Genomic DNA, 22787 nt, shown 5'->3' on the forward strand with positions numbered 1-22787 from the left:
TTCGCACACAGAAGCGACGTGCCGTTTTGTTTTATTCAACGTAAAAATCGGTAGACGATGAAGCACAAGTATTGGCTTGAAGCGGTACTGCTGTGCGGTGTGATGCAATCAGCCACGGCGCAAAGTATCCTTAAAAACAAAGATGAGAAAGAACTCTCGTTACTGCTCAACGAAGTAGTGGTAACAGGTACGGGAACCGAACACTACCTGAAAGACGCCCCCGTGCAGACAGAAGTGCTCACAGGAAAAGCATTGGAGCAATACCAGGCGCGCAGCATCGACGACCTTCTCAGCGGTCTCAGCCCTTCCCTCACCTTCCATGACGGCGATATGGGCAGCCACATCCAGCTCAACGGACTGAACAACGACTATATCCTCATCATGATAAACGGCAAACGCATGAACGGGGACATCGGCGGACAGAACGACCTCAACCAACTGAATCCCGCCAACATAGAGCGCATCGAGATTGTGAAAGGCGCCGCCTCTTCGCTCTACGGCAGCGATGCCATCGCCGGAGTCATCAATATCATCACCAAGCAGAGCAGGGAGAAGATGGAACTCACCAATACCACCCGTGTGGGCGAGCATGGCGACGTACGGCAGAGCACCAGTTTCGGCTTCAGCTACGGCAAACTGAAATCGGTGACCGGCATCAACTTCCGCCATACCGACGGCTGGCGCAATACGGACATGCAATGGGACCAGAACCAACTGAAGTCCGGCTCTACCATGCTTACCGTCAACCGTTCCAGCAACTACACCCTCTCCGAGAATCTGGAGTGGCAGGTAAACAAGAGACTGAACCTCACCGCCGAAGGAACGTACTACGAACGCTGGGTGATGCGTACGCACGGCCCGTGGAAGTACCTGCCCAACGACTTCTACTACCGCAACTACACCTTTGCCGCCGGAAGCAGGTACAAGCTGAACGGGCGCAACTACCTCACCGCCGACCTCTCATACGGCCGCTACGGTTACTTCTACGACTATAAGCTGAAAGACATCACCGACTACTTCAAAGACGGCGACCGCATCACCTACTACCCCGGCCAGCGCATCAAGCAGAGCATACAGCAACAAGTGCTGGCGCAGGTGAAAGGCATCTTCTACTTCGGCGACCGGCACATCCTCAATACCGGTATAGAGTACCAGTACAACCGCCTGGAATCGCCCCACCACATAGCGGGCGACCTCGCTTCCGTCTATACGCTCGCCGCCTACGCGCAGGAAGAATGGACTGCCACGGACAGCTTTATACTGACCGCCGGCGTGCGCGGCACGCAGCACAAGGAAACCGGACTGAACCTCAGCCCCAAAGTATCCGCGCTCTACAAGGCCGGCGACTTCAACCTGCGCGCTTCCTACGCCATGGGCTTCAAAGCGCCTACCATCAAAGAGCTCTACTACGAATACACAGGCAGCATCGGCGGCGGCTCTCTCACCGCCTATCATGGCAATACCGGCCTCAAGGCGCAAACCTCACAATACGCTTCCGTCAGCGTGGAATACGTGGGGAGCAAGTTCCAGGCGAGCCTGACAGGTTACGCCAACTTCATCCGCAACATGATAGAGCTGGTAGAGATAAAAGTCACCCCCGAAGAGAAACTCCTCGAGATAGAGAAAAGCAAGAGATACACCAACCTCACGAAAGCCCGCATCTACGGAATGGACTTCACCTTCAACTACCGCCCCGTAAAAGACATCATGCTGGGCGGCGGGTACAGCTATGCCGATCCGAAAGCGCAGTATGCCGCCGATAAGGGCGACAACTACATGAAGTATCTCTACATCGACGCCACATCCAACCATAACGCCACGCTCAACGCCACCTGGCAGCACACGTGGAACCGTTACCGCCTCGGCTTGGGAGTGTACGGCCGATACCAGTCAACCCGCCACTACGTCAACGACAACAACGCCGACGGCTTCCAGACATGGCGCGTCAACACCGCCCATACCCTGATGAAAATGCGGTTCTGGACGCTGACGATGAACATAGGCGTAGACAACCTCTTCGACTACGTAGACCGCACTCCTTTCGGACGCAACCGGGCTACCAGCACGCCGGGAAGGAATTTCTACGCATCGGCGCTCATAAAGTTCAAGAATAAGTAAGGAAGTCCGCTTCATTAACTCCTGAATTCCCAATAACAAAATATCTTTTTTATTAATCAATTTACAAACAAAGTATGAAAAGTTTCAAGTTTTATCTGATGGCGGCTCTCGTAGCGGCCGCAACTTGCGCGGGATTCACTTCCTGCAGTGACGACGACGATGCGGAAAGTACCGTAAATCCCGCAACCAGGGTAGTAGCCGAAACCAAGAAGCATGATACCGCTATCCTGCTCTGTACGTTCGGAAGCACTTATAACGAGTCGTTGGATGTATACAACGACATCATCGCCGATTTCCAGAAGCAGTTCCCTCAAACAGACATCTACATGTCGTTCACCTCACGTACCTGTATCGGCCGTGCAGAGGCTTCTACCGGCGAGGCGCGCTACAAACTGGACCAATGGCTGAAAGCTATCGGCGATGCGGGATATGCACGCGTAGCCGTACAGTCGCTTCACGTTATCCCCGGTGAGGAATACCTCTCGCTGATGAATACCGATATCAAGAAAAACTTTATGATTGACTGGTACCCGCACATCGACGTACTGAAAGGCGCCAACCTGCTCTCTACCGATGACGATACGGAAGAAGTGGCACGGGTTCTTTACACTCATTACAAGGACAAACTGGCCGACAAGAAGAACATCGTTCTCCTGATGGGACACGGTAACCCCGATGTGAACTACAATGCCAACATCAAGTACTCCGAAACCCAAACCGCCTTGCAAGCCCTCGCCGCGAACAAGAATATCTTCGTAGGTACCGTAGACTACGGCGAAATGCTTTTCTGGCCGAAAGAAGAGGAAGAGAAAGCCGCAGACCGTATACCGGTAGCCTCTCCCGACCAAATGATAAGCAGCTACCCCGGCTGCATCTACTCACAAGTGATGGAGTATTGCAAAGACAATAACCTGCAACCCGCAGACGTAACCGTTTACCTCGCTCCTTTCATGTCCATCGCCGGCGACCACGCCCACAACGACCTTTGGGGTATCGAAGCGATAGCCGAAAACAAAGGCTCGGACGAAGTGGAACTCAACACCAACGAATACAGTTGGCGCGAACGTCTGGAAAAAGCAGGTTTCAAGGTAGACAGAGCATTTGAAGCCCACCCCGTAGGCCAGGCCGATGCCGACCACGGTATCAAAGACGGTTGCGGTATCAAAGCTTTGGGCAGCTATCCCGAAATACGTGCAATCTGGGTGAACCACCTGAAAGAACAATGGGATGCCGACGCTTGGGAAAACGGTGAAGGGTATCAACCGGAAGCATAACGTTCTTCCTTTTACCGACAGATGTCCGGCTAAGAAAGAACATCTTTGTCCCACTGCCGGAAAACGACAAATATTTTCTTAATTCAATAGGGAAGAAAAGGAGAAAAAAGGCAGAGGCAGAGAGAAAAAGCGGGTATTTCTCATTTCGGGAGAGATACCCGCTTATTATATTAATAATCAAACCATTAAATCAAAATTTTAAAGAATATCCAAACTTTTTCAGGTTCATTCCAAGGGTCGTTTCCTATATGACCCTCTTTGGCCGCCATAAAACAAATCATCCCAACGCCGAATGACAACATTTTTCTATAAAAAGACAAGATAAGCACAACCCTCTTTCACAAGCAGCTCCTCTCATTTGCAAACCATCCGGAAACCCTAAAAATCATCTGTGCCGAATGGGCATATCAACCAGGCAACACTCTTCTTTTTTATTTTACAAAATAAGATTCCGATTCATAATGACGATTAATATTGCCCAAGCATCCTATTTTTCACAATCATCTATAAATCAAATAAATACCTTAAAAATAGGCGGCTAAATAGGGGCAATAAGGAAATGAGCCTAAAAACGACCCTTTCCTTAAGAGCCCATCAAGTAAAAATAACCGACAGCACCCCCTTTCTCATCCGTCTTACAAGCTAAAAATATTCATCCCATGAGACCAAACCAACCGTCTCACGAGATGAAAACATTCATCCCGCGAGACAAAGCGAATCATCCCGTAAGACCGATTGCATTATCCCGCCCTTTCCTTCATCAATTAAAAATAAACCCCTATCTTTGTCACCGCTTAGGTGATACACCCGTTGTTCCAACGAGTTGTATAAAAGGGAATCCGGTGCGAAGCCGGAACAGTGCCCGCTACTGTAAAGCCACTTTGCCCCGTCCGCTTACCGCGGCAACGGAGCATACGGAAAACATTCTTCAAAACGATGCCACTGTCTTACAGACGGCTGCCGATAGCAAGCGCCGGTTCGGGCGCATCGCAGTCCGGGGGACGGGAAGGTGTGGTTTTCCGCAGGGCTGAGTCAGGAAACCTGCCTTGGCGATTACACAGTCAACGCCTTCCCGGGGTCAGGAAGACAAGTATTAATCTTACATTTTTCAATAAATGAGAACCAAATGTTTATTGGCAGCCATGCTGTGCTGCCTGACACCCCTGCTCCATGCCCAGACCGCATTGAGCGGAAAAGTGGTGAGTGCCGGCACCAACGAGCCCCTCGTAGGGGTAAATATCCGCGTAGACAACAGTCTGACGGGATGCACCACCAACGGAAGAGGAGAATTTACCATCGACAACCTGTCCGGCGGACAGCACACGCTGCGCTTCTCCTACATCGGCTTCACCCCCGGGAAATACACTACGGACGGACAGGAGACCGATATCCTCGTAAAGCTGGAAGAGAGTTACAGCAACCTCAGCCAGGTGGTAGTGACCGGAACCGGTACGCACCGCCGCATGACGGACAGCCCCGTTCCCGTCTCCGTAATCACGGCCAAAGAAATAGGCGGCGCCAACGTATCCACGCTGGAAGAAGCGCTGGTGAAACTGACTCCCAACATATCTTCCTACACCAACGGCATGGGCACTACCATGAGCCTGAACGGCATCAACGAGGACTACATACTGATACTGGAAAACGGCAAGCGTCTGGCAGGCGAAGACCGCTACACGCGCATCAACGTGGCCAACATCAAGCGCATCGAGATACTGAACGGCGCAGCATCCGCCCTGTACGGAAGCGATGCCATAGGCGGCGTTATCAACATCATCACGGACGATGCCCGGAACACCGTAAACGTATCCAGCTACACCCACTACTCCGGCGAGGGACGCCTGACGGAAAGCGTCAATGCCGATGTCAATGCGGGCAAGTTCTCCTCTTACACTTCCTACCAGCGCCGTCAGGCAGGAAGCTGGCAGAACAACAACATCGACGAGAACGGCTACGAAACCGGACGTCCTACTTCCGTAGGCTTCTACTCCAACACCGTAAACCAGCGTTTCGTGTTCAATGCCACAGATAAACTGTCGTTCTACGCGCGCGGTACTTATTATGATAATAAAACCCGCCGTCCGCAGGATGCCACCTACTATGCCAAAAGCAAAGGCCAGTTCGTGCAGAAAGACGCCTATACCTACAACCTGAGACACGAGACCTATACCTATGGCGCCGGCATGAAGTACATGATAAACCGTTCGGCCTACATCGACGCGGAATTCTACTCGGACAATTTCTCGTCGGACTATATGTACTTCAAGAAATCGGGCAGCTATCTGCCGGGCGACCAAGTAACCCGCAAGCAAGTGCGCTACTACAACGGAAACATCAAAGGTATCTTCCGTCTGGGCAACCGCAACAAGCTGTCCGCCGGAGTGGAATACGTAAACGAGGGGCTTGAGAGCGAATCGGACAACATCGACTCCCGCCACATGTACACCCTCGCTTTCTATGCGCAGGATGAAATAAAACTGCCCCTGAACCTGCAAGCCGTACTGGGCATACGCTACATCTACAACGAGAACTTCAAGAATTATGCCACTCCCAACGTATCGCTGATGTACAAGCTCGGCGGACTGAACCTGCGCGCCGCCTATGCGGCAGGCTTCCGTACGCCTACCCTGTCGCAACTCTACGCCACCGACGAATCCAAGACCAGCAACCGCTACACCACGGGCAACGTCGGTTTGAAACCGGAAAAGAACAACTTCTACTCGCTGAATGCGGAGTACAACTACCGCCGGCTCTCCGTGTCCGTCACCGGGTTCATCAACGACATCCGCGACATGATAAACTACCGCACTCTCTCCGACCAGGAAATACACGACATGGGACTGGACGACAAGCACGCCACCTTCGACGAGATACGCCAGCGCGACAACGTGGACAAAGCCAAGACCAAAGGCATCAGCCTGAACGCCAGCCTGAACCTGGGCGCGGGCTTCAGGGCAGGCGGCGGATACACGTACATGGACACCGAAGCCAGGCAGTTGCAAGCCGACGGCAGCTACGAAGTGTCGCCCATAGACAAAAGCGTCAGGCACATGGGGAACATCAACGGCCAGTGGGAACACGCCTGGAACTTCTACCGCCTGAACGTAAACGTGCACGGACACCTGCAAGGCGAACGCTACTCGCAAACGTACGGTTACGCTCCCAAATTCCAGCAATGGGATTTGAACACCCGCCATACCTTCAACCTGCAATCCGTGATTCTGGAACCGGGCATAGGCATCGAAAACATCTTCGACAAGACAGACGACCGCCCCTGGAACAACAACTTCTCCACGCTCAACCCGGGACGCTCGGTGTATGTGAGCCTGTCGGTACGATTCAAGAAATAAAACAGTAACCATTTGTATAAAACAGCAATCACTTTCGTTTATGAAAGCCTCTCTTCTCTCTCTGCTCCTTGCCGTTTCTCTCTTCTGCGCCGCGCACGAAGGGGGAAACTTCGTGTCGAGCGATATGCTCGCAAGTATGAAACCCGGCGAAAAGGCCGCGTTGCTTATGGTGCACTTCGGCACGACGCACGACGATACGCGCGCGCAGACGATTGACGCCGTCAATGCCCAGGCGCGCAAGGCTTTTCCCGACCTGGAATTTCGCGAAGCCTACACTTCGCGCATCATCATACGCCGCCTCAAGGCGCGCGGCATCGACAAACCCACCCCGCTGGACGCGCTGCTCCAACTGCGTGGAGAGGGCTATACGCACATTATCGTGCAAAGCACCAATATCATCGACGGCGTGGAAATGGAGTCGCTCCGCCGTGATGTGGAAAGCGTGCTGCCTTTCTTCAAGGAGATACGCGTAGGCACTCCCCTGCTCTATTCGGTGGAAGACGCGGAAAAAGTAGCCGGTATTCTGGGACGACGCCTCGATGCTTCGGTACGGCAGGGCGCCAAGAAGAAGTCCCAAGAGCACTTCGTATTGGTGGGACACGGCACTTATACGCCCGGTACCGCTGCGTACAGTCAAATGGACTATATGCTGAAAGCGGCCGGATTCGGCAACTTCCATGTGGGGACCATCGAAGGCTATCCCACCTTTGAAACCATGCTGGCGCAACTGAAAGCGGCCCAGGCAAAGAGCGTGACGCTCGTCCCTTTTATGTTTGTAGCCGGCGACCACGCCAAGAACGATATTGCCGGAGAATGGCGGGAGATGCTTGAGAAAGAAGGCTATACCGTTCATGTGCGTATGGAAGGTTTGGGGCAAATACCTGAAATACAGGAGATATTCACAGACCATATCCGTTTCGGGCTGAAGCACCGCATGCAGGGCATCATGGAAAAGAAAGCGGCCTATGCGGCAGGAGAAAAAAACGAGTGAGAAAGTTGCATTTTCATGCCTTAATGTGATAAATAGAATGTATCTTTGTAGACTGTAAGCGCAACGCTTACCATGCTCTGCAAGACAGAAGCGATAAGCCAGATAGCAAATGAAACAATCCAAAATAATCGTTGCCGGCATCGGTCCGGGTAATGAGCAAGACATAACACCCGCCGTAATTACCGCTTTGCAGGAAGCCGATGCAGTAGTGGGATATAAATACTACTTCCGTTTTGTCACTCCACACTTACGTCCCGGTACGGAATGTATCGATACGGGAATGAAGCGGGAACGCGTCCGCGCCGAACAGGCTTTTGAACTGGCGGAACAGGGAAAAACGGTGTGCGTCATCAGTTCGGGCGATGCCGGGATTTACGGTATGACGCCCCTTGTGCATGAGATGAAGCGGGAACGGAACAGCGACGTAGAGATTGTTTCCCTGCCGGGTATCAGCGCGTTTCAGAAAGCGGCTTCCCTGCTGGGAGCTCCTGTGGGACATGACTTCTGCGTTATCTCCCTCTCAAACCTGATGACACCGTGGGAACGCATCGAGAAACGCATCATTGCCGCTGCCGCAGCCGATTTCGTGACAGCCGTCTACAATCCCAAAAGCGATGGCCGCTACTGGCAACTTTACCGGCTGAAAGAGCTGTTCCTGCAGGAAGGGCGATCACCGCAGACGCCCGTAGGATATGTGCGCCAAGCGGGACGTCCCGAACAGGAAGTGCACATAACGACGCTGGAAGCGTTCGACCCCGAAGAGACGGATATGTTTACCGTTGTACTGATAGGCAATTCGCAGTCGTACGAATGGAACGGAGCGATGATTACTCCGCGGGGATATTACCGGGAAGAGGCGGAAACCCACCCTCGGCAACTCCCGACCAACAAAGGACAGGATATTATGATACGGAGTTTCCGCACCATCGAGAAAGAGCTCAAGAACGGGAACATCCCCCTCGATCATAAATGGGCGTTGCTGCATGCCATCCATACCACCGCGGACTTTGAAATGGAAAAGCTGCTGCGCACAGACGACAAAGCAGTGGAAACATTATATCAAGGTATCATCGGAAAGCGTATACGGACTATCGTCACAGATGTGACAATGGCCGCCAGCGGTATTCGCAAAGGGGCTTTGGAGCGTTTGGGCGTAGAGGTGAAATGCTACCTCGGCGACCCTCGCACCGCAGCGATGGCAACGGAGAAAGGAATCACCCGCACACAGGCCGGCACACGCCTTGCCGTCGAAGACCATCCCGACGCCCTCTTTGTATTCGGCAACGCTCCGACAGCCTTAATGGAACTCTGCGACCTTATACGCAAAGGGAAAGCGCATCCGGCAGGGATTATCGCCGCTCCGGTGGGCTTTGTGCACGTACAGGAGTCCAAGCACATGATAAAGCCTTTCACCGCCATCCCGAAGATAATCGTGGAAGGGCGCAAAGGCGGAAGCAACCTTGCCGCGACATTGGTAAACGCCATTTTGTGCTACAATGACGCGGAGCAACTGCGACCGGGACGGGACGTGTGAAACAACGGTTAAGGATTAACGATTAGTGGTGAGCGATTGGTTATGCAACGGAAATTTATCATTATAGGAACGGACGATAACCGGACGCCTTTCTTTCCGCCGGAAGTATTGGAACACATACGGCGCGGGAAGGTCTTTTCGGGGGGAATACGGCATAAAGAGATTGTCGGGAACTTGCTACCGGATGATGCGGAATGGATTTCCATTACCGTACCGTTGGAGAATGTATTCGCGCGATATGAGAGGGTGTTCGGCGGTGACGGATGCGGACAAACGGATGCCGGCCACAGGCAAATCGTGGTCTTCGCTTCGGGCGACCCGCTGTTTTTCGGCTTTGCCAATACGGTGAAACGGAAATTGCCGGATGCCGAAATCAAGCTCTACCCCTCTTTCAACTCTCTCCAGACATTGGCGCACCGCCTCGTAATGCCTTATGACGATATGCGCACCGTTTCGCTGACGGGACGTCCCTGGCACGAGTTCGACCGTGCCCTGATAGAGCGCGCTCCCAAGATAGGCATCCTTACCGACCGGGAACATACGCCCGCCGCTATCGCGTCCCGCATGCTGGAATACGGGTATGACCGTTACACCATGTATGTAGGCGAGCATCTCGGCAACCCCGAAAAAGAACGTATCCGCCACATGACGCTGCGGGAAGCGGCGCAAGGCGGTTTCGAGCATCCCAACAACCTGTTGCTTTGCGCCACCGCTTCCTTAGAAGCCCGTCCTTTCGGCATTCCCGACGAACGGTTCGCGCACTTGAACGGACGCGCCCGCATGATAACCAAAGCGCCCGTCCGCCTGCTTACCTTACAGGCGCTGGAGCTGAACCGGCGTCGTGTATTTTGGGATGTCGGTTTCTGCACCGGGTCGGTATCCATCGAAGCCCGGCTGCAATTTCCCCACCTCACGGTCATTTCCTTCGAGGTACGCGCCGAGGGTGAAGAACTGATGAATATCAACAGCCGCCGCTTCGGTACGCCGGGCATCACGGCAATCACAGGCGATTTCCTGCAAACGGAGACCGATGCTCTCCCCCGCCCCGACGCCGTCTTTATAGGCGGACACGGCGGACGGCTGCCGGAAATGCTGGCGAAGATAAAGGAAAACTTACAGCCCGGCGGATGTATCGTCTTCAACTCCGTATCGGCAGACAGTAAAAACGCGTTCACGAAAGGAGCCGAAGCCGCCGGTCTGATACCGCATCCGTCCGTACGCATCGCGCTGAATGATTATAACCCCATCGAAATTATGAAAGCGACGCTTTCATAAAACAATAAGACAAGATATATCCATTATGAAAACAGACATACCTGTTATGAAAGCGGACGCTCCCCGCATGAAGACGGCCATCATGCTCGTCTCGGAAGCGGGACTGGCTTCTGCGCGGCTGTTGCTCAAGGAGTTTCCCGAAGCGGAGATTTTCACCCCGCGCCATGAAGACGGATGTACGCACATCGAATCGACCGGCAGCTTTACTGCCGAGAACTTCAACCGTTACGACACATTTATCTTCATCGGAGCCATGGGCATCTGCGTACGTTCCATCGCCCCCTGCGTGAAGAATAAGTACACCGACCCCGCCGTAATCTGCGTGGACAGTACGGGCAGATACGCCATCTCCGTCCTGTCCGGACATATCGGCGGAGCCAACGAACTGACCGCAGCGATAGCCGGCGCATTGGGAGCCGAGCCCGTGATAACCACCCAAAGCGACCTTACCGGACTGTGGGCGTTGGACAAACTGCCCGGGCGTTTCGGCTGGTTCCCGATACTCAATGTGGATGCTTCCGCCCTGCGGCTGGCGGAGCTCGCCCAAACTCGCGAGGAGAAGATGAAGGCGTGCATGAACGAGCCTATCCGCCTCTTCGTAAGCGGAAAGCCCACCGCGCTGCTGCTGGAAGTCCGCGACAAGGGTACTGACTGGCTGGAAGCGCATCTTCCCCCTCATGTAGAGGTGTTCTATCGTCTGAAAGACATCGAGGTATCCCGCTTCCAACTGGTGCTGTGCGTCTCGCCGCAGGTGCATTACATAGAGGGGACGCCGTCTATCTGCTATGTGCCGCGAATGGTACACGTCGGCATCGGACTTGCCCGCCAGGCCGGGCCTGTGAAGGAAGTGACGGAAGAGATTCTGGACAGGCTGAAAGAATACGGCATTCCCCGACAGGCCATCGCATCCATCGCTACGATTGACGCCAAGCGTGACGAGCCGGTGGTGAAGTCGCTCCAAAAGGAATACGACGTCTGTTTCTATACGGCCGAAGAGCTGGCGGCGACAGACGTGCCGCATCCCAGCAAAACCGTGATGAAGCACATGGGTACGCCCAGCGTGAGCGAGGCGGCAGCGTTGCTGTCTTCCGGCAACAGTGAGCTGATAATGCCGAAACGTAAAGGCGGGAACTATACGGTAGCCGCCGCTATAAATATCCGCGCCTTGCGCCGGGGACACATCGAGATTGTAGGCGCAGGCCCCGGTGACCCCGACCTTATCTCCGTACGGGGACGGGAGATGCTGGAAAAGGCCGACCTCATCCTCTATGCAGGCAGCCTCGTGCCCCGTGAGCTGACGCTTTGCGCCAAACCGGGCGCAACGGTGCGCAGCTCCGCTTCCATGGATTTGGAAGAACAGTTCGCGCTGATGAAAGAGTTCTACGACAAAGGAAAGTTCATCGTGCGCCTGCATACGGGCGACCCCTGCATCTACGGAGCGATACAGGAACAGATGAACTACTTCGACCGATACGGCATGAGCTATCACATCACGCCGGGCATATCTTCTTTCCAGGCAGCGGCGGCGGCTCTGAAGTCGCAGTTCACCATTCCGGAGAAAGTACAGAGCATCATACTGACCCGCGGCGAAGGACGGACTCCTATGCCCGAACGGGAGAAACTGCACCTCATGGCACGCTCGCAAAGCACCATGTGCATCTTCCTCAGCGCAGGCATCGCGGAACAGGTACAGGCGGAACTTCTGCAAGAGTACCCGGAAACAACCCCCGTAGCCGTATGCTATCACCTCACCTGGCCGGACGAACGCATCTTCCGGGGAAAGCTGAAAGACCTTGCACGGATAGTAAAAGAGAATAACCTGACCCTGACAACCATGATTGTCGTAGGCGAGGCTATCGGCAATCGCGAAGGACTGTCGCGACTGTATGCACACGAATTCAAACACTTATTTAGAAAATAAAAAAATGATATTAGTATTAGGCGGTACAACCGAAGGACGCATAGCCGTCCAAACACTTGAGGAAGCTGGAAAGCCCTTCTATTATTCAACCAAGGGTTACGAACAAGACATTCCTCTGCATAACGGCATCCGCCTGCAAGGTGGCATGGATAAAGACGCTATGGAATCTTTCTGCCGTAAAGAGAACATTTCACTGTTGATAGATGCCGCGCATCCTTTTGCCGAGGAGCTGCACAGGAACGTCAACGACGTATCCGACAAGCTTCAGATTCCGGCCATCCTCTACGACCGCATTTACCCCCGCATAGAAAAGCATGACGGTATCGTATGGTGCGACAGTTTTGAAGACGCCGTCCAAAAGATAAAGAAGGAAGAGGTCTACATACTACTGGCGCTGACAGGAGTAAAGAGTATAGGCAAACTGAAAGCGCTCTGGCAGGAAAGCTGCCGCTGCTATTTCCGTATCCTCGACCGTGAGAGTTCACGCGAATTGGCGAGAAGCGAGGCATTCCCCGAAGAATATTTGCGTTACTACCATGCCGGAGAAGACGAACGCCTGCTGATACGGCAGATACGTCCCGATGCTATCGTAATCAAAGAAAGCGGCGCTTCCGGCGGATTTTCCGAGAAGGTGGAAGCAGCCCAGGAACTGGGCATCCGCATCTTCATCATAAAGCGTCCGCCGCTCCAACCCAATCTCTTGCCCGTAAACGGGCGACACGGTCTGCGAAGAATGGTAGAGCTGTACCATCCCGGATTCTATGACCTGCGCAGCGGGTTCACCACGGGAACATGCGCGGCCGCAGCGGCCGCAGCAGCCATATGGGATATATTCAACCTCGACGGAACTCCCCGTCCCCCGGAGTTTATAGTAACCCTGCCCAATGGAGAGATGATAGGAGTTCCCGTAGAGCCTCAGAAGCAACGTCCCCGTTCCAGTTCCGTCAACGACAACTGGATGGTGGAATCGGAAGCCTGCGTCATAAAAGACGCGGGAGACGACCCCGACATTACCAACGGAATGCAGATTAAGGTGAATATCGCCCTGCCGTTCAATATGGACGAGGTGAACAGTGGAAAGCAGCAAGACGATTATAACATCATCATCGCCGGCGGAGAAGGAATAGGTATCGTCACCATGCCGGGATTAGGACTGGAATTGGGAGCGCCCGCCATTAATCCCACGCCACGCAAGATGATAGAGGAGAATGTAAGGATGTACCTCAGCTATGTCGGCGTGCCTAAAATGAGCAATCCCATCGTTGTGACCATCTCCGTACCCGGCGGCGAGGAAATAGCCAAGCGTACCTTCAATCCCCGTCTGGGCATAGAGGGGGGACTATCCATCATCGGTACGTCGGGTATCGTGAAGCCGTTCTCCAGCGAGGCGTTCGTAAGCTCTATCCGCAAGTCGATGGAAGTGGCGCGCGCCACGGACAGCCCGCGTGTGGTTATCAGTTCCGGGGCAAAGAGCGAACGGTACATCAAGGCCTACTATCCCGGGTTGCCGGTACAGGCCTTTGTACATTACGGCAACTTCATCGGCGAGACGCTGAAGATAGCCGACGAGCTGAAACTGCCCCGCGTCACGCTGGGAGTAATGATAGGCAAAGCCGTGAAACTGGCGGAAGGCCACCTCGATACCCATAGCAAGAAGGTTGTGATGAACAAGGACTTCATTCAGGACATAGCCCGCCGGGCGGAATGCGGCGAAGACGTATCGGCCGCTATCCGGAAGATGAATCTGGCGCGGGAGTTATGGGACATCATTCCCGCGGAAAAGCTGGAAACATTCGCCAAGCTATTGATAGAGCTTTGCGGGCAGTGCTGCGCTCCCCTGTTGCCCGACGGAGAGCTCACGATTTTATTAATCGGTGAAGACGGAAAGATATATGTATGAAAAAGGCATTGATGATAATGTGCATGGCGGTCGCCACATCGGCCGTCCGGGCGCAGTCACCTATCTCCTTTTATGCAGAGGCGGGAATCGGAACTTCCCGCCTTTACGGAAAGCACTCCGGCAGTGATACGCAAATAGCCTGCAAAGCGGGGATAGGCGCGGAATACGCGTTGAATAAGACCTGGGCGCTGCAATCCGCGTTGGAATTTGTATCCATAGGCGGCAGGGATGATATGGACTACGTGCGGAACGCCGGGATGAACGAGCTGTACTTGCAGATACCCGTCAGGGTAGCCGCAAGGCTGCCGTTGGGAAAGGATTACCACGCCTCGCTGAATGTCGGCCCGTACATCGCCTGCGGTGTGGGCGGAAAGACATCCGGCAGCATCCCGTATTATTACAGCGGCAGCTCCGCCGACGGAAACAGGCGGTTCAAGATGGATACGTTTGGTTGCGTCCTGGAGAATAATGCCGGAAACCGGCGGTTGGACGGCGGTATCGTAGTGGGAATCGCTTTGGAATACCGCAAGCTCGTCATCGGTGCAGAGGCACAGGTGGGGCTGGTAAAGGTCAATCAGCAACTGAGGCAGGTAATAGATACGGAAGAGTTCCATAACTACCTGCCCCGAAACTTCGCTTCATTCTTTACCGTAGGATATAAATTCCGATAACGGCCGGATGACTGCTATTTACAAAGCGAGCGCTCATGGAGCTTCGCCAATAAATCCTCGATACTGGTAAGGCGCACCGGTTCTTCACCGGGACGATGCAGGACAAAAGTGCCGTCTCCCTTCAAATCGCCTGTCTCGATACAGGTGTCCGACTCTACGTTGCGGTTGGCGAGGACGCCGTTGCGCTGCAAGGCTTTGCGCACCATGGCGTATCTCTGCCCATGACCCGACAGACGTATCTGAGAGGTATATTCATTGTCTACACGGAACAATCCGGTTTCCAAGTCGAACACGATGCCCTTGCGGGCGAAAAAGCTGCTAAGGCTGCCGTTCAGCGACAGGTCTTCGGGAGTACCGATGGTGACACCGTTCGCCTTGTCCATGAGCCAGATTTTGTCGGCTATTTGCAGAGCCAGTTCGAGGTCGTGCGTGGAGAGGAAAATGGTCTTGTCCGTCTGCCGGCTGAGGTGGTGCAGCAGTTGCATCATTTCCACCTTGCTGGGAAAGTCGAGAAAGGCGGTAGGCTCGTCCAGGTAAATCACAGGAGTTTCCTGCGCAAGCGCTTTGGCTATCATGACTTTCTGACGCTCGCCGTCGCTCAGCGTATGCACCATCCGATGCGCAAGGTGAGAAATACCGACCAGGGAAACGGAGTACTCCACTATATGCCTGTCCTCTTTGGTAAGCGTCCCCCAAAAGCCTGTATAAGGGCTGCGTCCCAGTCCTATCAGCTCCGTAACGGACATGTTGCGGATGTCGCATTTCTCCGTCAGCACTACGCTGATAACGCGCGACAGTTGCTTGTCGGTATAGGATTCAATCTCTTTTCCTTGGATACGTATCTCTCCACCCAGTTTGGGCTGGAAAGCGGACAGGGTACGGAGCAATGTGGACTTACCCACTCCGTTGGCACCCAGCAGGCAGGTCAGCTCGCCGCTGTTGATGCCGGCGCAGATGCCGTCCGCCACTACCTTCACATCACTCTTACCGGGATAACCGATAGAGAGATTCTCGATATGTATAGTCTCGTTCTTCAATATATATGATATTACAGTTTGATATACTTGATATGGTCGTTTGACGTACTTGATACGCCCGTTTGACATACTTGATACACCCGTTTTGACAGACCTGACATTTTCATTCGTTCAGCTCCCCTTTTCTCTTTCTGAAAAGTACGGACGCAACCACCGGAGCGCCTACCAGCGCAGTCACCGAATTGACGGGCAACGCCCCCTCGAATCCCGGCATACGGGCAATCAGATTGCACACCAACGCCAATGCGGCGCCTACCAGCAAGGTGGCGGGCATCAGGATGCGATGGTCGGACGTATGGAAGATGGCGCGGCACAAATGAGGCACTGCCAGCCCGATAAACATAATAGGCCCGCAGTAGGCGGTGACAATGGCCACCAGCACTCCGGAACAGGATATGACGAGCAGGCGCGCCCGCTTGATGTTCAGTCCCAGGTTGCGTGCATAGCCGTCGCCCAGCAGCAACAGGTTCATGGTCTTTATCAGCAGGAACGACAAGGGCAGCAACACCGCCATAATGCAGACAAACAGCAGCATCTGGTCGCCGGAGACGCGCGCAAAGCTGCCCAGCCCCCAGATGACGTATGCCCGGATATCCTCTTCCACACTGAAGTATTTCAGTACGCCGATAATGGCGCTTGCCACATAGCCTATCATCACGCCGATAATCAGCAGCGTCACATTTCCCTTTACCTTCTGGGAGACGTAGACTATCAGCGCCATCACGGACAATGCCCCGATAATGGCGGCGACGGAGAGCGCCACCTCTCCCATATATCCCAGACGGCTCAGCGCCACACCGCCCATAGCGCCGGACAGCAGCACCACGCAGGCTACTCCCAGGCTCGCTCCCGAACTGATGCCCAGCACCGAAGGTCCTGCCAGCGGATTACGGAACACCGTCTGCATCTGCAAACCGCTGACCGAAAGCCCCGCTCCCGCCACCAACGCCGTAAGAGCCTGCGGCACACGGCTTTTCCAAAGGATATTGCTCCAGATAACTTCCTGATTGCTCATCATATCGGGGGTGGAAGCCGCTCCCGTCCCCCACAGCAATTCCCATATCTTGCCAAACGGGATATGGACGGAGCCCAGCAACAGGTTCAGCAAAAAGAACAGGAAGATGGATGCCAGTATAAGGAGCATCAACGGCAGCGCAGGTCTTTTCATCGGTTCAGTCGCTCGTAATAAGTGGGTTTGTAATCGGGAAGCAGGTCGGGATGAAAAGCATGAATCAAATCTTCCAAGACTACCTCGGGCTGCATGGGCATACTCTCATAGAAGGGTTTCTCACGCATATTGCAGTAGATTACCCCTTGCTCACGGAAAGCGCGAAAGTCGGCATAGCGAGGGTCTAAGGACTTCAAGGCGTCGTAAGAGAATGTTCCGTCATAGCTGTTGACGATGCGCCAGTAGTCGGCGCTCTCCGCCTGACTGTACACCGTCTCGAAATCCAGTGTCACGCCCCCCGAACGAGGGTCGTCTTTCAGGAAATAGTCTGCCCCGGCATCACGAAACAGCTCGGCGAGGAAACTCTTTCCGCCTACCGCATACCAGTTGCCGCCACGCATTTCACCGCTGAACACCACAGGACGCCTTTTCACACCGGCCACCAGCTCTTTCAGCTCGTTATACCGTTTCTCTATCCCGGCAAACCCGGCATTCGCCTCTGCTTCCCGGCCGATGAACATGCCGATGAACTTTATCCATTCCGCCTGTCCCAGCGGAGTCATCTCCTTATATCCCAAATGCGGAACCAGCGGAATGCCTGTCTCACGCATGGCATCATATCCGCCCCGCTTGAAAGGAGAGATAAAGATGACATCGGGGTTTATGCTCATAATCACCTCATTATCGAAGTTCCCCTCAATCCCTATTTTGGATGTCTTCCCCGATTTCAGACGCTCTTTCATCTCCTTGTTGAACAGGTGGCGGGTACTGGTGATGCCCGCCACGTAGTCGCAGGCATCCAAACGGATGAAGTTGGACAGTTGCAGGGAAGTCATGCAGATGGCATGCTTCACCGGAGTTTCTATCACGGTATAGCCGTCGGGGATACCGGCAGGCTTAGCGCCCTTCGGAACCAAGGCATACCGGAAAGTATTCCCCTCTTCTTTCTGAGGGTCGCGTATGTCCACCAAGCGTACATTTCCCGGCAGATATTTCACCGTATAGCCTTTGGCGTAGACGGGAACAATTGCGGAAGCGGTGTCCGTAACGGAGACCGCAACAGCCGCGGAACCGGAATCGCCGGACGCTTGCCGGGACTTCGCGCCGCAGGAAGTCATAGACAATGCACACGCGAATGCAATACCCATGAGAGGTAATCTGGTCATGATTATTCGGTTTTATATTTCAGAGCACAATATTCGGCAATTTTGGGGAGATACGCAAACTCTCCCCGCACAAATCGCCAAAGAAAAAGAGTCTACAAGTTCATCAAATCGTTCAACGCCTCGCTCATGCTGGGATGCGTGAAGATGAAATCGCGCAGGAAAGTATATTCCTGCCCCGTCTTCATGGCCATTGCCACCAGATTGATGACTTCGCCCGACTCCGCTCCGAACAGGGTACAGCCCAGTATCTTATCGGTATCGGCATCCACCACCACCTTGAACAGCCCGTCCGTATTGCCCAATGTACGGGCACGGGGAATGGCGGCGACGGGGAGTTTGTTTACTTTGATGTTCAAGCCTTTCTTGCGGGCTTCGTCCTCGTTCATGCCGATGCGTGAAAGCGGCGGGTCTATAAATACCGAATAGCTCACCGGCTCACGGTCGGACACCTTACGCTCGCCCGCTCCAAACAAATCCTCGCGGAGAATGCGATAATCGTCCAGCGAGATGTAGGTGAACTGTAAACCGCCTTTCACATCGCCGATGGCGCGGATATTGGGATTGGTGGTCTGCAAATGCTCGTTCACGATGATAGCGCCCCGCTCGTTCACCTCCACCCCAGCCGCAGACAGGTTCAATCCTGCGGTATTGGGGCGGCGTCCGGTAGCCAGAAGAATAGCATCCGCATCCAGCCGCAGCACCTCGCCCGTCACGGCATCCCGGCAGACAACCGCCGTACCGTCCACGGACTGCACACGGGCATTCAGACGGAACGTTACGCCTTTCTTCTCCAGCACCTCTTGCACACTGGCGGCAATGTCACGGTCTTCGCGGGCTATCAGTTCGGAAGAGCTTTCCAGCACCGTCACCTGCGAACCGAAAGAAGCGTACATTGAGGCGAACTCTAAGCCGATATATCCGCCGCCCACGATGACGAGACGCCTGGGCAGCTCCGTCAGTTCCATGATGGAAGTGCTGGTGTACACCTTCGGATTGTCCTTTATCCCCTCGATAGGCGGAATGACGGTTTCGGCTCCCGTATTGACAAATATCCGCGGCGCCTGAAGCCGGATCGTTTCTTCCGCCATGCGTACCTCCACCGCATCGGGGGCGATGAAAGAACCCGTACCCGTATATACCGCTATATTGGGATGGTCTGCCAGATTGCGGTAGTTCTTCTGACGCAGGAAAGAGGTCACTTCCTCTTTCTTTGCCACGGAACGGCGGTAGTACGCCTGTTTCTGTTCCCAGGACGCGCTCTTATCCGCCAGCTCCGCCGAATGTACCAGCGTCTTGGTCGGAATACATCCGATATTGATACACGTACCGCCGTACATCTTATCCGAACGTTCTATCATGGCAACAGTAAAGTTCCGTTTCGCCAGCTCGGCAGCGAGTGTCTTGCCGCCTTTTCCAAAGCCGATAATAATAGCATCATACTTTTTCATACTCTTATTTCTTTAATCGATTCAATACTCTTTTCGCGCTGTCCGCCAGCACCACGATGGCTCCGGCAAGGATGGCGGTATCTTTAATGACCAGTCGTCCGGCTCCGGTCAGCAAGGGGAAGCCATGCTCTCCGCTTCCCAAATCGGGAACCCACACCTCGGGGGTGGTGACGAGGAACGAAAGCGTGCCGACAGTCATTATGAGGGCGAGCGCGGCTCCTGCCAGTCCGATTCCGGGAGAGAATATCCCCAGGAAGGTAAGGATACCGATTGTCATAATCAGTATGCCGAGGCCGCGGGAGAAACCGTAGGTATTGTTCTCCGCGTGCCACCGGTGCTTGGCTTCGTTGAACTCGCCCTCTTTCAGCTTGTATTCCTTGTACTCCGGCGCAGGCTTGTTGTAGAAGAAACTCATGAACGGGCTGTTTGCCACGAACGGTACGATTCCTTCGGCTTCGTAGTTCCAGAATTTCAAACCGCCTATCCATACAAATATCACAAGAATAGCCACACGGATGAGGTTAACACCCTGCTTTTGGGAAGAAGCGGCCAGTGTCAGCGCCGCAAGAAACAGGTTTTGCAATTTCGTTTTCATATCTTTGTTGTTTTAGGTTCACTGAAGAGACGTTACGGCTCCGGTGAAATGTTTTTGCAAATATCCCTGTTTCCGGCCGGTTGCGGAATGGCAATTATTCCGTAACAGTTGGCAATTCTTCCCGTTGTGCCTGTTTTCGGTAGTCCGACACGCTCCCGCCCGTCATTTTCTTGAAGAAACGGCTGAAGGCGGCCACGTCCTCAAAGCCCAGGATAGAGCCGATTTCCTTAGCGCTTTTGCGCGTGTACAGCAACAGCCGCTTGGCTTCCGCCTCTGTCCGCTCGTGGATGACGCGAAGCGGTGAAGGCAATCCGCAGGCCGCAAACAGATTGGACAGCGTTTTAGGCGAACGGCAAAGCATATCGGCATAGTCCCGTACTTGCTTCTTCTCGCGGAAGTTACTGTCTACCAGCACATAGAACCGGCGGATAACATCGAACGTCTGTTCATTCTCCCGCCCCACACCGAACCGTGTACGGGCAATGCGTGTACACGTGATGATGAAACGTTTCAGCACAATCCGCAGCATCTCCTCCCGGAGATTATCATTAACGGCGGACTCCTGACGGAAAATCCGGACTATGTCGCGCAGGTTGGACGACTGCTCTTCCGACAGCTTCAACCGCATCACCCGGGACGAGCCGTAGAACAGGAATCCGTTGCAGGACACCTCGTCGTCGTGCCCGTAGATGCAGTAGAAGTTACTGTTGAACACAAAAGCCAGATACTCGCCTTCCACCTCTTTGATATCCAGATGATGCAGCGGGGTAAGCGTAATAATCTCGTCCTTTTCCAGCTTCATGGGGATGTGGTCTACCTCGACGGTAAGCGTACCGCCCTGCACCCACAGAAACTTATACAAAGTCTTGTCACGTTGCAGCGGCTTGCTTTCGTGGAAGCGGGATGTCATCGCGATATTGCCGTTCAAGCGTGTATTCAGTTGGTAATCCATACTCGCAGATTATTTGATAGAAATAACAAAGATAAATAATATCTTGTTTACTACCGATTATTTCCCGACTTTTGCATCCCGAAATTCCTTTTTATTTCTAACCGGATTAACAGTAAAACAGAATGTTCCCCATCACCTTCGTATCCCTCGGCCCCGGAGAAGCCGAACTGATTACCCTGAAAGGACTGAAAGCCCTGCAAGCCGCCGACTGCATCTTCTGTCCCGAAACGCCCGCCCGCGACGGCCGTCCCCTCTCACGTGCCGCCGACATCATGCTCCGGCTCGACATACCCGCCGGCCATATCCGCCGCTTCTCCCTGCCCATGAGCAAGCAGCGGACGGACGCCCTCAACGCCTACGACCGAGTGTACGCCGAAGCCCTTTCCCTGCATCACGCAGGCAGGAAAGTGGCCGTCGTGGCAGAGGGCGATGCAGGCTTCTACTCCTCTATACATTATATATATGAGAAACTGCAAGCCGCCGGCATCCCCGTGGAACAGATTGCCGGCATCCCCGCCTTCATCGCCGCCGGAGCGCGGGGCGGACTGCACATCGCCAGCCAGGAAGAGAGGCTGACCGTAATTCCCGGCATCACCACCGCCGAAGAGATAGAGCGGCTGATACAGTCGGGGAGCACAGTCGTCATCATGAAGCTGTCGCAATGCGCAGGCGAGGTACACCGCTGCATCCGCCTGCATCCCGAATACGACTACCGTTATTTTGAGAACGTAGGCACTCCGCAAGAGAAATACATCAGCGACAGGCAGCAGCTCGAAACGCTCCGTTTCCCTTATTTCTCCCTGCTCATCATCCGTCACAATGGTTTCTGATACCGATTTAATACAATTTCGCACAGAGTACGAGTGATTTTTGCGGAAATGGCTTACCTTTGCACCTTGTGTAATTAAAAAAGATAAAGACATGAAGAAACTTGCTTTTTATATGTTGATGCTGGTTATGAGCATCGGTTATGCCTGCGCACAAGGCGGGGCGGACATCAAATTCGACAAGACCACCCATAACTTCGGAACATTCTCCGAGAACAATCCGGTGGTAAGCTGCACGTTTACATTCACCAACGTAGGAGACGCTCCGCTGGTAATCCACCAGGCCGTGGCATCTTGCGGATGCACGGTGCCCGAATACACGCAAGAGCCGGTGATGCCCGGCAAGACCGGAACCATCAAGATTACCTACAACGGTACAGGCAAATATCCCGGACACTTCAAGAAGTCCATTACGCTGCGCACCAACGCCAAGACCGAAATGATACGTCTGTTCGTTGAGGGCGACATGACCGCCAAAGACGCCAAATAAACGTTTTTATGATACAGAATAAAGGAGAATTTTTCAATTCTCCTTTTTTTTGCTTTCTTTGAAGTCTATA

The 22787-nt window shown here is 53.8% G+C and carries 17 protein-coding genes and 1 riboswitch; of the genes, 11 read left to right on the forward strand and 6 right to left on the reverse strand.

The features are described from left to right. The first annotated feature begins 57 nt into the window (after positions 1-57). The 9 genes from BUB52_RS09200 to BUB52_RS09240 all read left to right on the forward strand — a co-directional run bounded on the left by BUB52_RS09200 (position 58) and on the right by BUB52_RS09240 (position 15034). Positions 58-2118, forward strand: a complete 2061-nt coding sequence (locus BUB52_RS09200; protein WP_009120851.1) for a TonB-dependent receptor plug domain-containing protein — start codon at positions 58-60, stop codon at positions 2116-2118. Between the two features lie 74 nt (positions 2119-2192). Next, positions 2193-3392, forward strand: coding sequence for a sirohydrochlorin cobaltochelatase (locus BUB52_RS09205; protein WP_009120850.1), 1200 nt, complete (start codon positions 2193-2195; stop codon positions 3390-3392). Positions 3393-4171: 779 nt separating this feature from the next. Next, positions 4172-4455, forward strand: a riboswitch (cobalamin riboswitch). A gap of 52 nt (positions 4456-4507) precedes the next feature. After that, positions 4508-6742, forward strand: coding sequence for a TonB-dependent receptor (locus tag BUB52_RS09210; RefSeq protein ID WP_009120849.1), 2235 nt, complete (start codon positions 4508-4510; stop codon positions 6740-6742). Between the two features lie 40 nt (positions 6743-6782). Next, a complete protein-coding gene (locus BUB52_RS09215) occupies positions 6783-7733 on the forward strand; it encodes a sirohydrochlorin cobaltochelatase (RefSeq protein ID WP_009120848.1) in 951 nt (316 codons plus the stop codon). 109 nt (positions 7734-7842) lie between these two features. Beyond that, positions 7843-9267, forward strand: coding sequence for a precorrin-3B C(17)-methyltransferase (gene cobJ / locus BUB52_RS09220; RefSeq protein WP_009120847.1), 1425 nt, complete (start codon positions 7843-7845; stop codon positions 9265-9267). Positions 9268-9309: 42 nt separating this feature from the next. After that, the gene (locus BUB52_RS09225) at positions 9310-10542 is read left to right on the forward strand and encodes a bifunctional cobalt-precorrin-7 (C(5))-methyltransferase/cobalt-precorrin-6B (C(15))-methyltransferase (protein WP_009120846.1); all 1233 of its coding nucleotides are present in this window, start codon (positions 9310-9312) and stop codon (positions 10540-10542) included. Between the two features lie 67 nt (positions 10543-10609). After that, positions 10610-12463 carry a precorrin-4 C(11)-methyltransferase gene (gene cobM, locus BUB52_RS09230; protein ID WP_039950407.1) on the forward strand — a complete coding sequence of 618 codons (1854 nt, stop codon included), beginning with the start codon at positions 10610-10612 and terminating at the stop codon, positions 12461-12463. A gap of 4 nt (positions 12464-12467) precedes the next feature. Beyond that, complete coding sequence (cbiD, locus tag BUB52_RS09235; protein ID WP_039950310.1) at positions 12468-14363, forward strand: cobalt-precorrin-5B (C(1))-methyltransferase CbiD; 1896 nt, start codon at positions 12468-12470, stop codon at positions 14361-14363. Then, a complete protein-coding gene (locus tag BUB52_RS09240) occupies positions 14360-15034 on the forward strand; it encodes an outer membrane beta-barrel protein (protein ID WP_009120843.1) in 675 nt (224 codons plus the stop codon). The genes cbiD and BUB52_RS09240 overlap by 4 nt, the downstream gene beginning before the upstream one ends. 14 nt (positions 15035-15048) lie before the next feature. Here the strand turns inward: BUB52_RS09240 and BUB52_RS09245 are convergent, their stop codons facing one another. From BUB52_RS09245 to BUB52_RS09270, 6 genes are all read right to left on the reverse strand, one after another. After that, positions 15049-16071, reverse strand: coding sequence for an ABC transporter ATP-binding protein (locus BUB52_RS09245; RefSeq protein ID WP_039950405.1), 1023 nt, complete (start codon positions 16069-16071; stop codon positions 15049-15051). Between the two features lie 103 nt (positions 16072-16174). After that, positions 16175-17239: an iron ABC transporter permease gene (locus BUB52_RS09250; RefSeq protein WP_009120841.1), complete on the reverse strand. Its 1065-nt coding sequence runs from the start codon at positions 17237-17239 to the stop codon at positions 16175-16177. Further along, complete coding sequence (locus tag BUB52_RS09255) at positions 17236-18405, reverse strand: ABC transporter substrate-binding protein (protein WP_009120840.1); 1170 nt, start codon at positions 18403-18405, stop codon at positions 17236-17238. The genes BUB52_RS09250 and BUB52_RS09255 overlap by 4 nt, the downstream gene beginning before the upstream one ends. Before the next feature lie 92 nt (positions 18406-18497). Further along, complete coding sequence (locus BUB52_RS09260; protein ID WP_009120839.1) at positions 18498-19853, reverse strand: FAD-dependent oxidoreductase; 1356 nt, start codon at positions 19851-19853, stop codon at positions 18498-18500. A 4-nt stretch (positions 19854-19857) separates the two neighbouring features. Beyond that, a complete protein-coding gene (locus BUB52_RS09265) occupies positions 19858-20448 on the reverse strand; it encodes a DUF417 family protein (protein ID WP_009120838.1) in 591 nt (196 codons plus the stop codon). Between the two features lie 94 nt (positions 20449-20542). Continuing rightward, positions 20543-21400, reverse strand: a complete 858-nt coding sequence (locus tag BUB52_RS09270; RefSeq protein ID WP_009120836.1) for an AraC family transcriptional regulator — start codon at positions 21398-21400, stop codon at positions 20543-20545. A 122-nt stretch (positions 21401-21522) separates the two neighbouring features. Here BUB52_RS09270 and BUB52_RS09275 point away from each other — a divergent pair, with 122 nt between their 5' ends. Together BUB52_RS09275 and BUB52_RS09280 are read left to right on the forward strand one after the other, a co-directional pair. Continuing rightward, positions 21523-22230 (forward strand): precorrin-2 C(20)-methyltransferase, encoded by a 708-nt coding sequence (locus BUB52_RS09275; RefSeq protein ID WP_009120835.1) that lies wholly within the window; start codon positions 21523-21525, stop codon positions 22228-22230. Positions 22231-22321: 91 nt separating this feature from the next. Then, positions 22322-22717, forward strand: a complete 396-nt coding sequence (locus tag BUB52_RS09280; protein ID WP_009120834.1) for a DUF1573 domain-containing protein — start codon at positions 22322-22324, stop codon at positions 22715-22717. Positions 22718-22787 lie beyond the last annotated feature (70 nt).

The organism is Bacteroides clarus YIT 12056 (genome assembly GCF_900129655.1).
Lineage (GTDB): Bacteria > Bacteroidota > Bacteroidia > Bacteroidales > Bacteroidaceae > Bacteroides > Bacteroides clarus.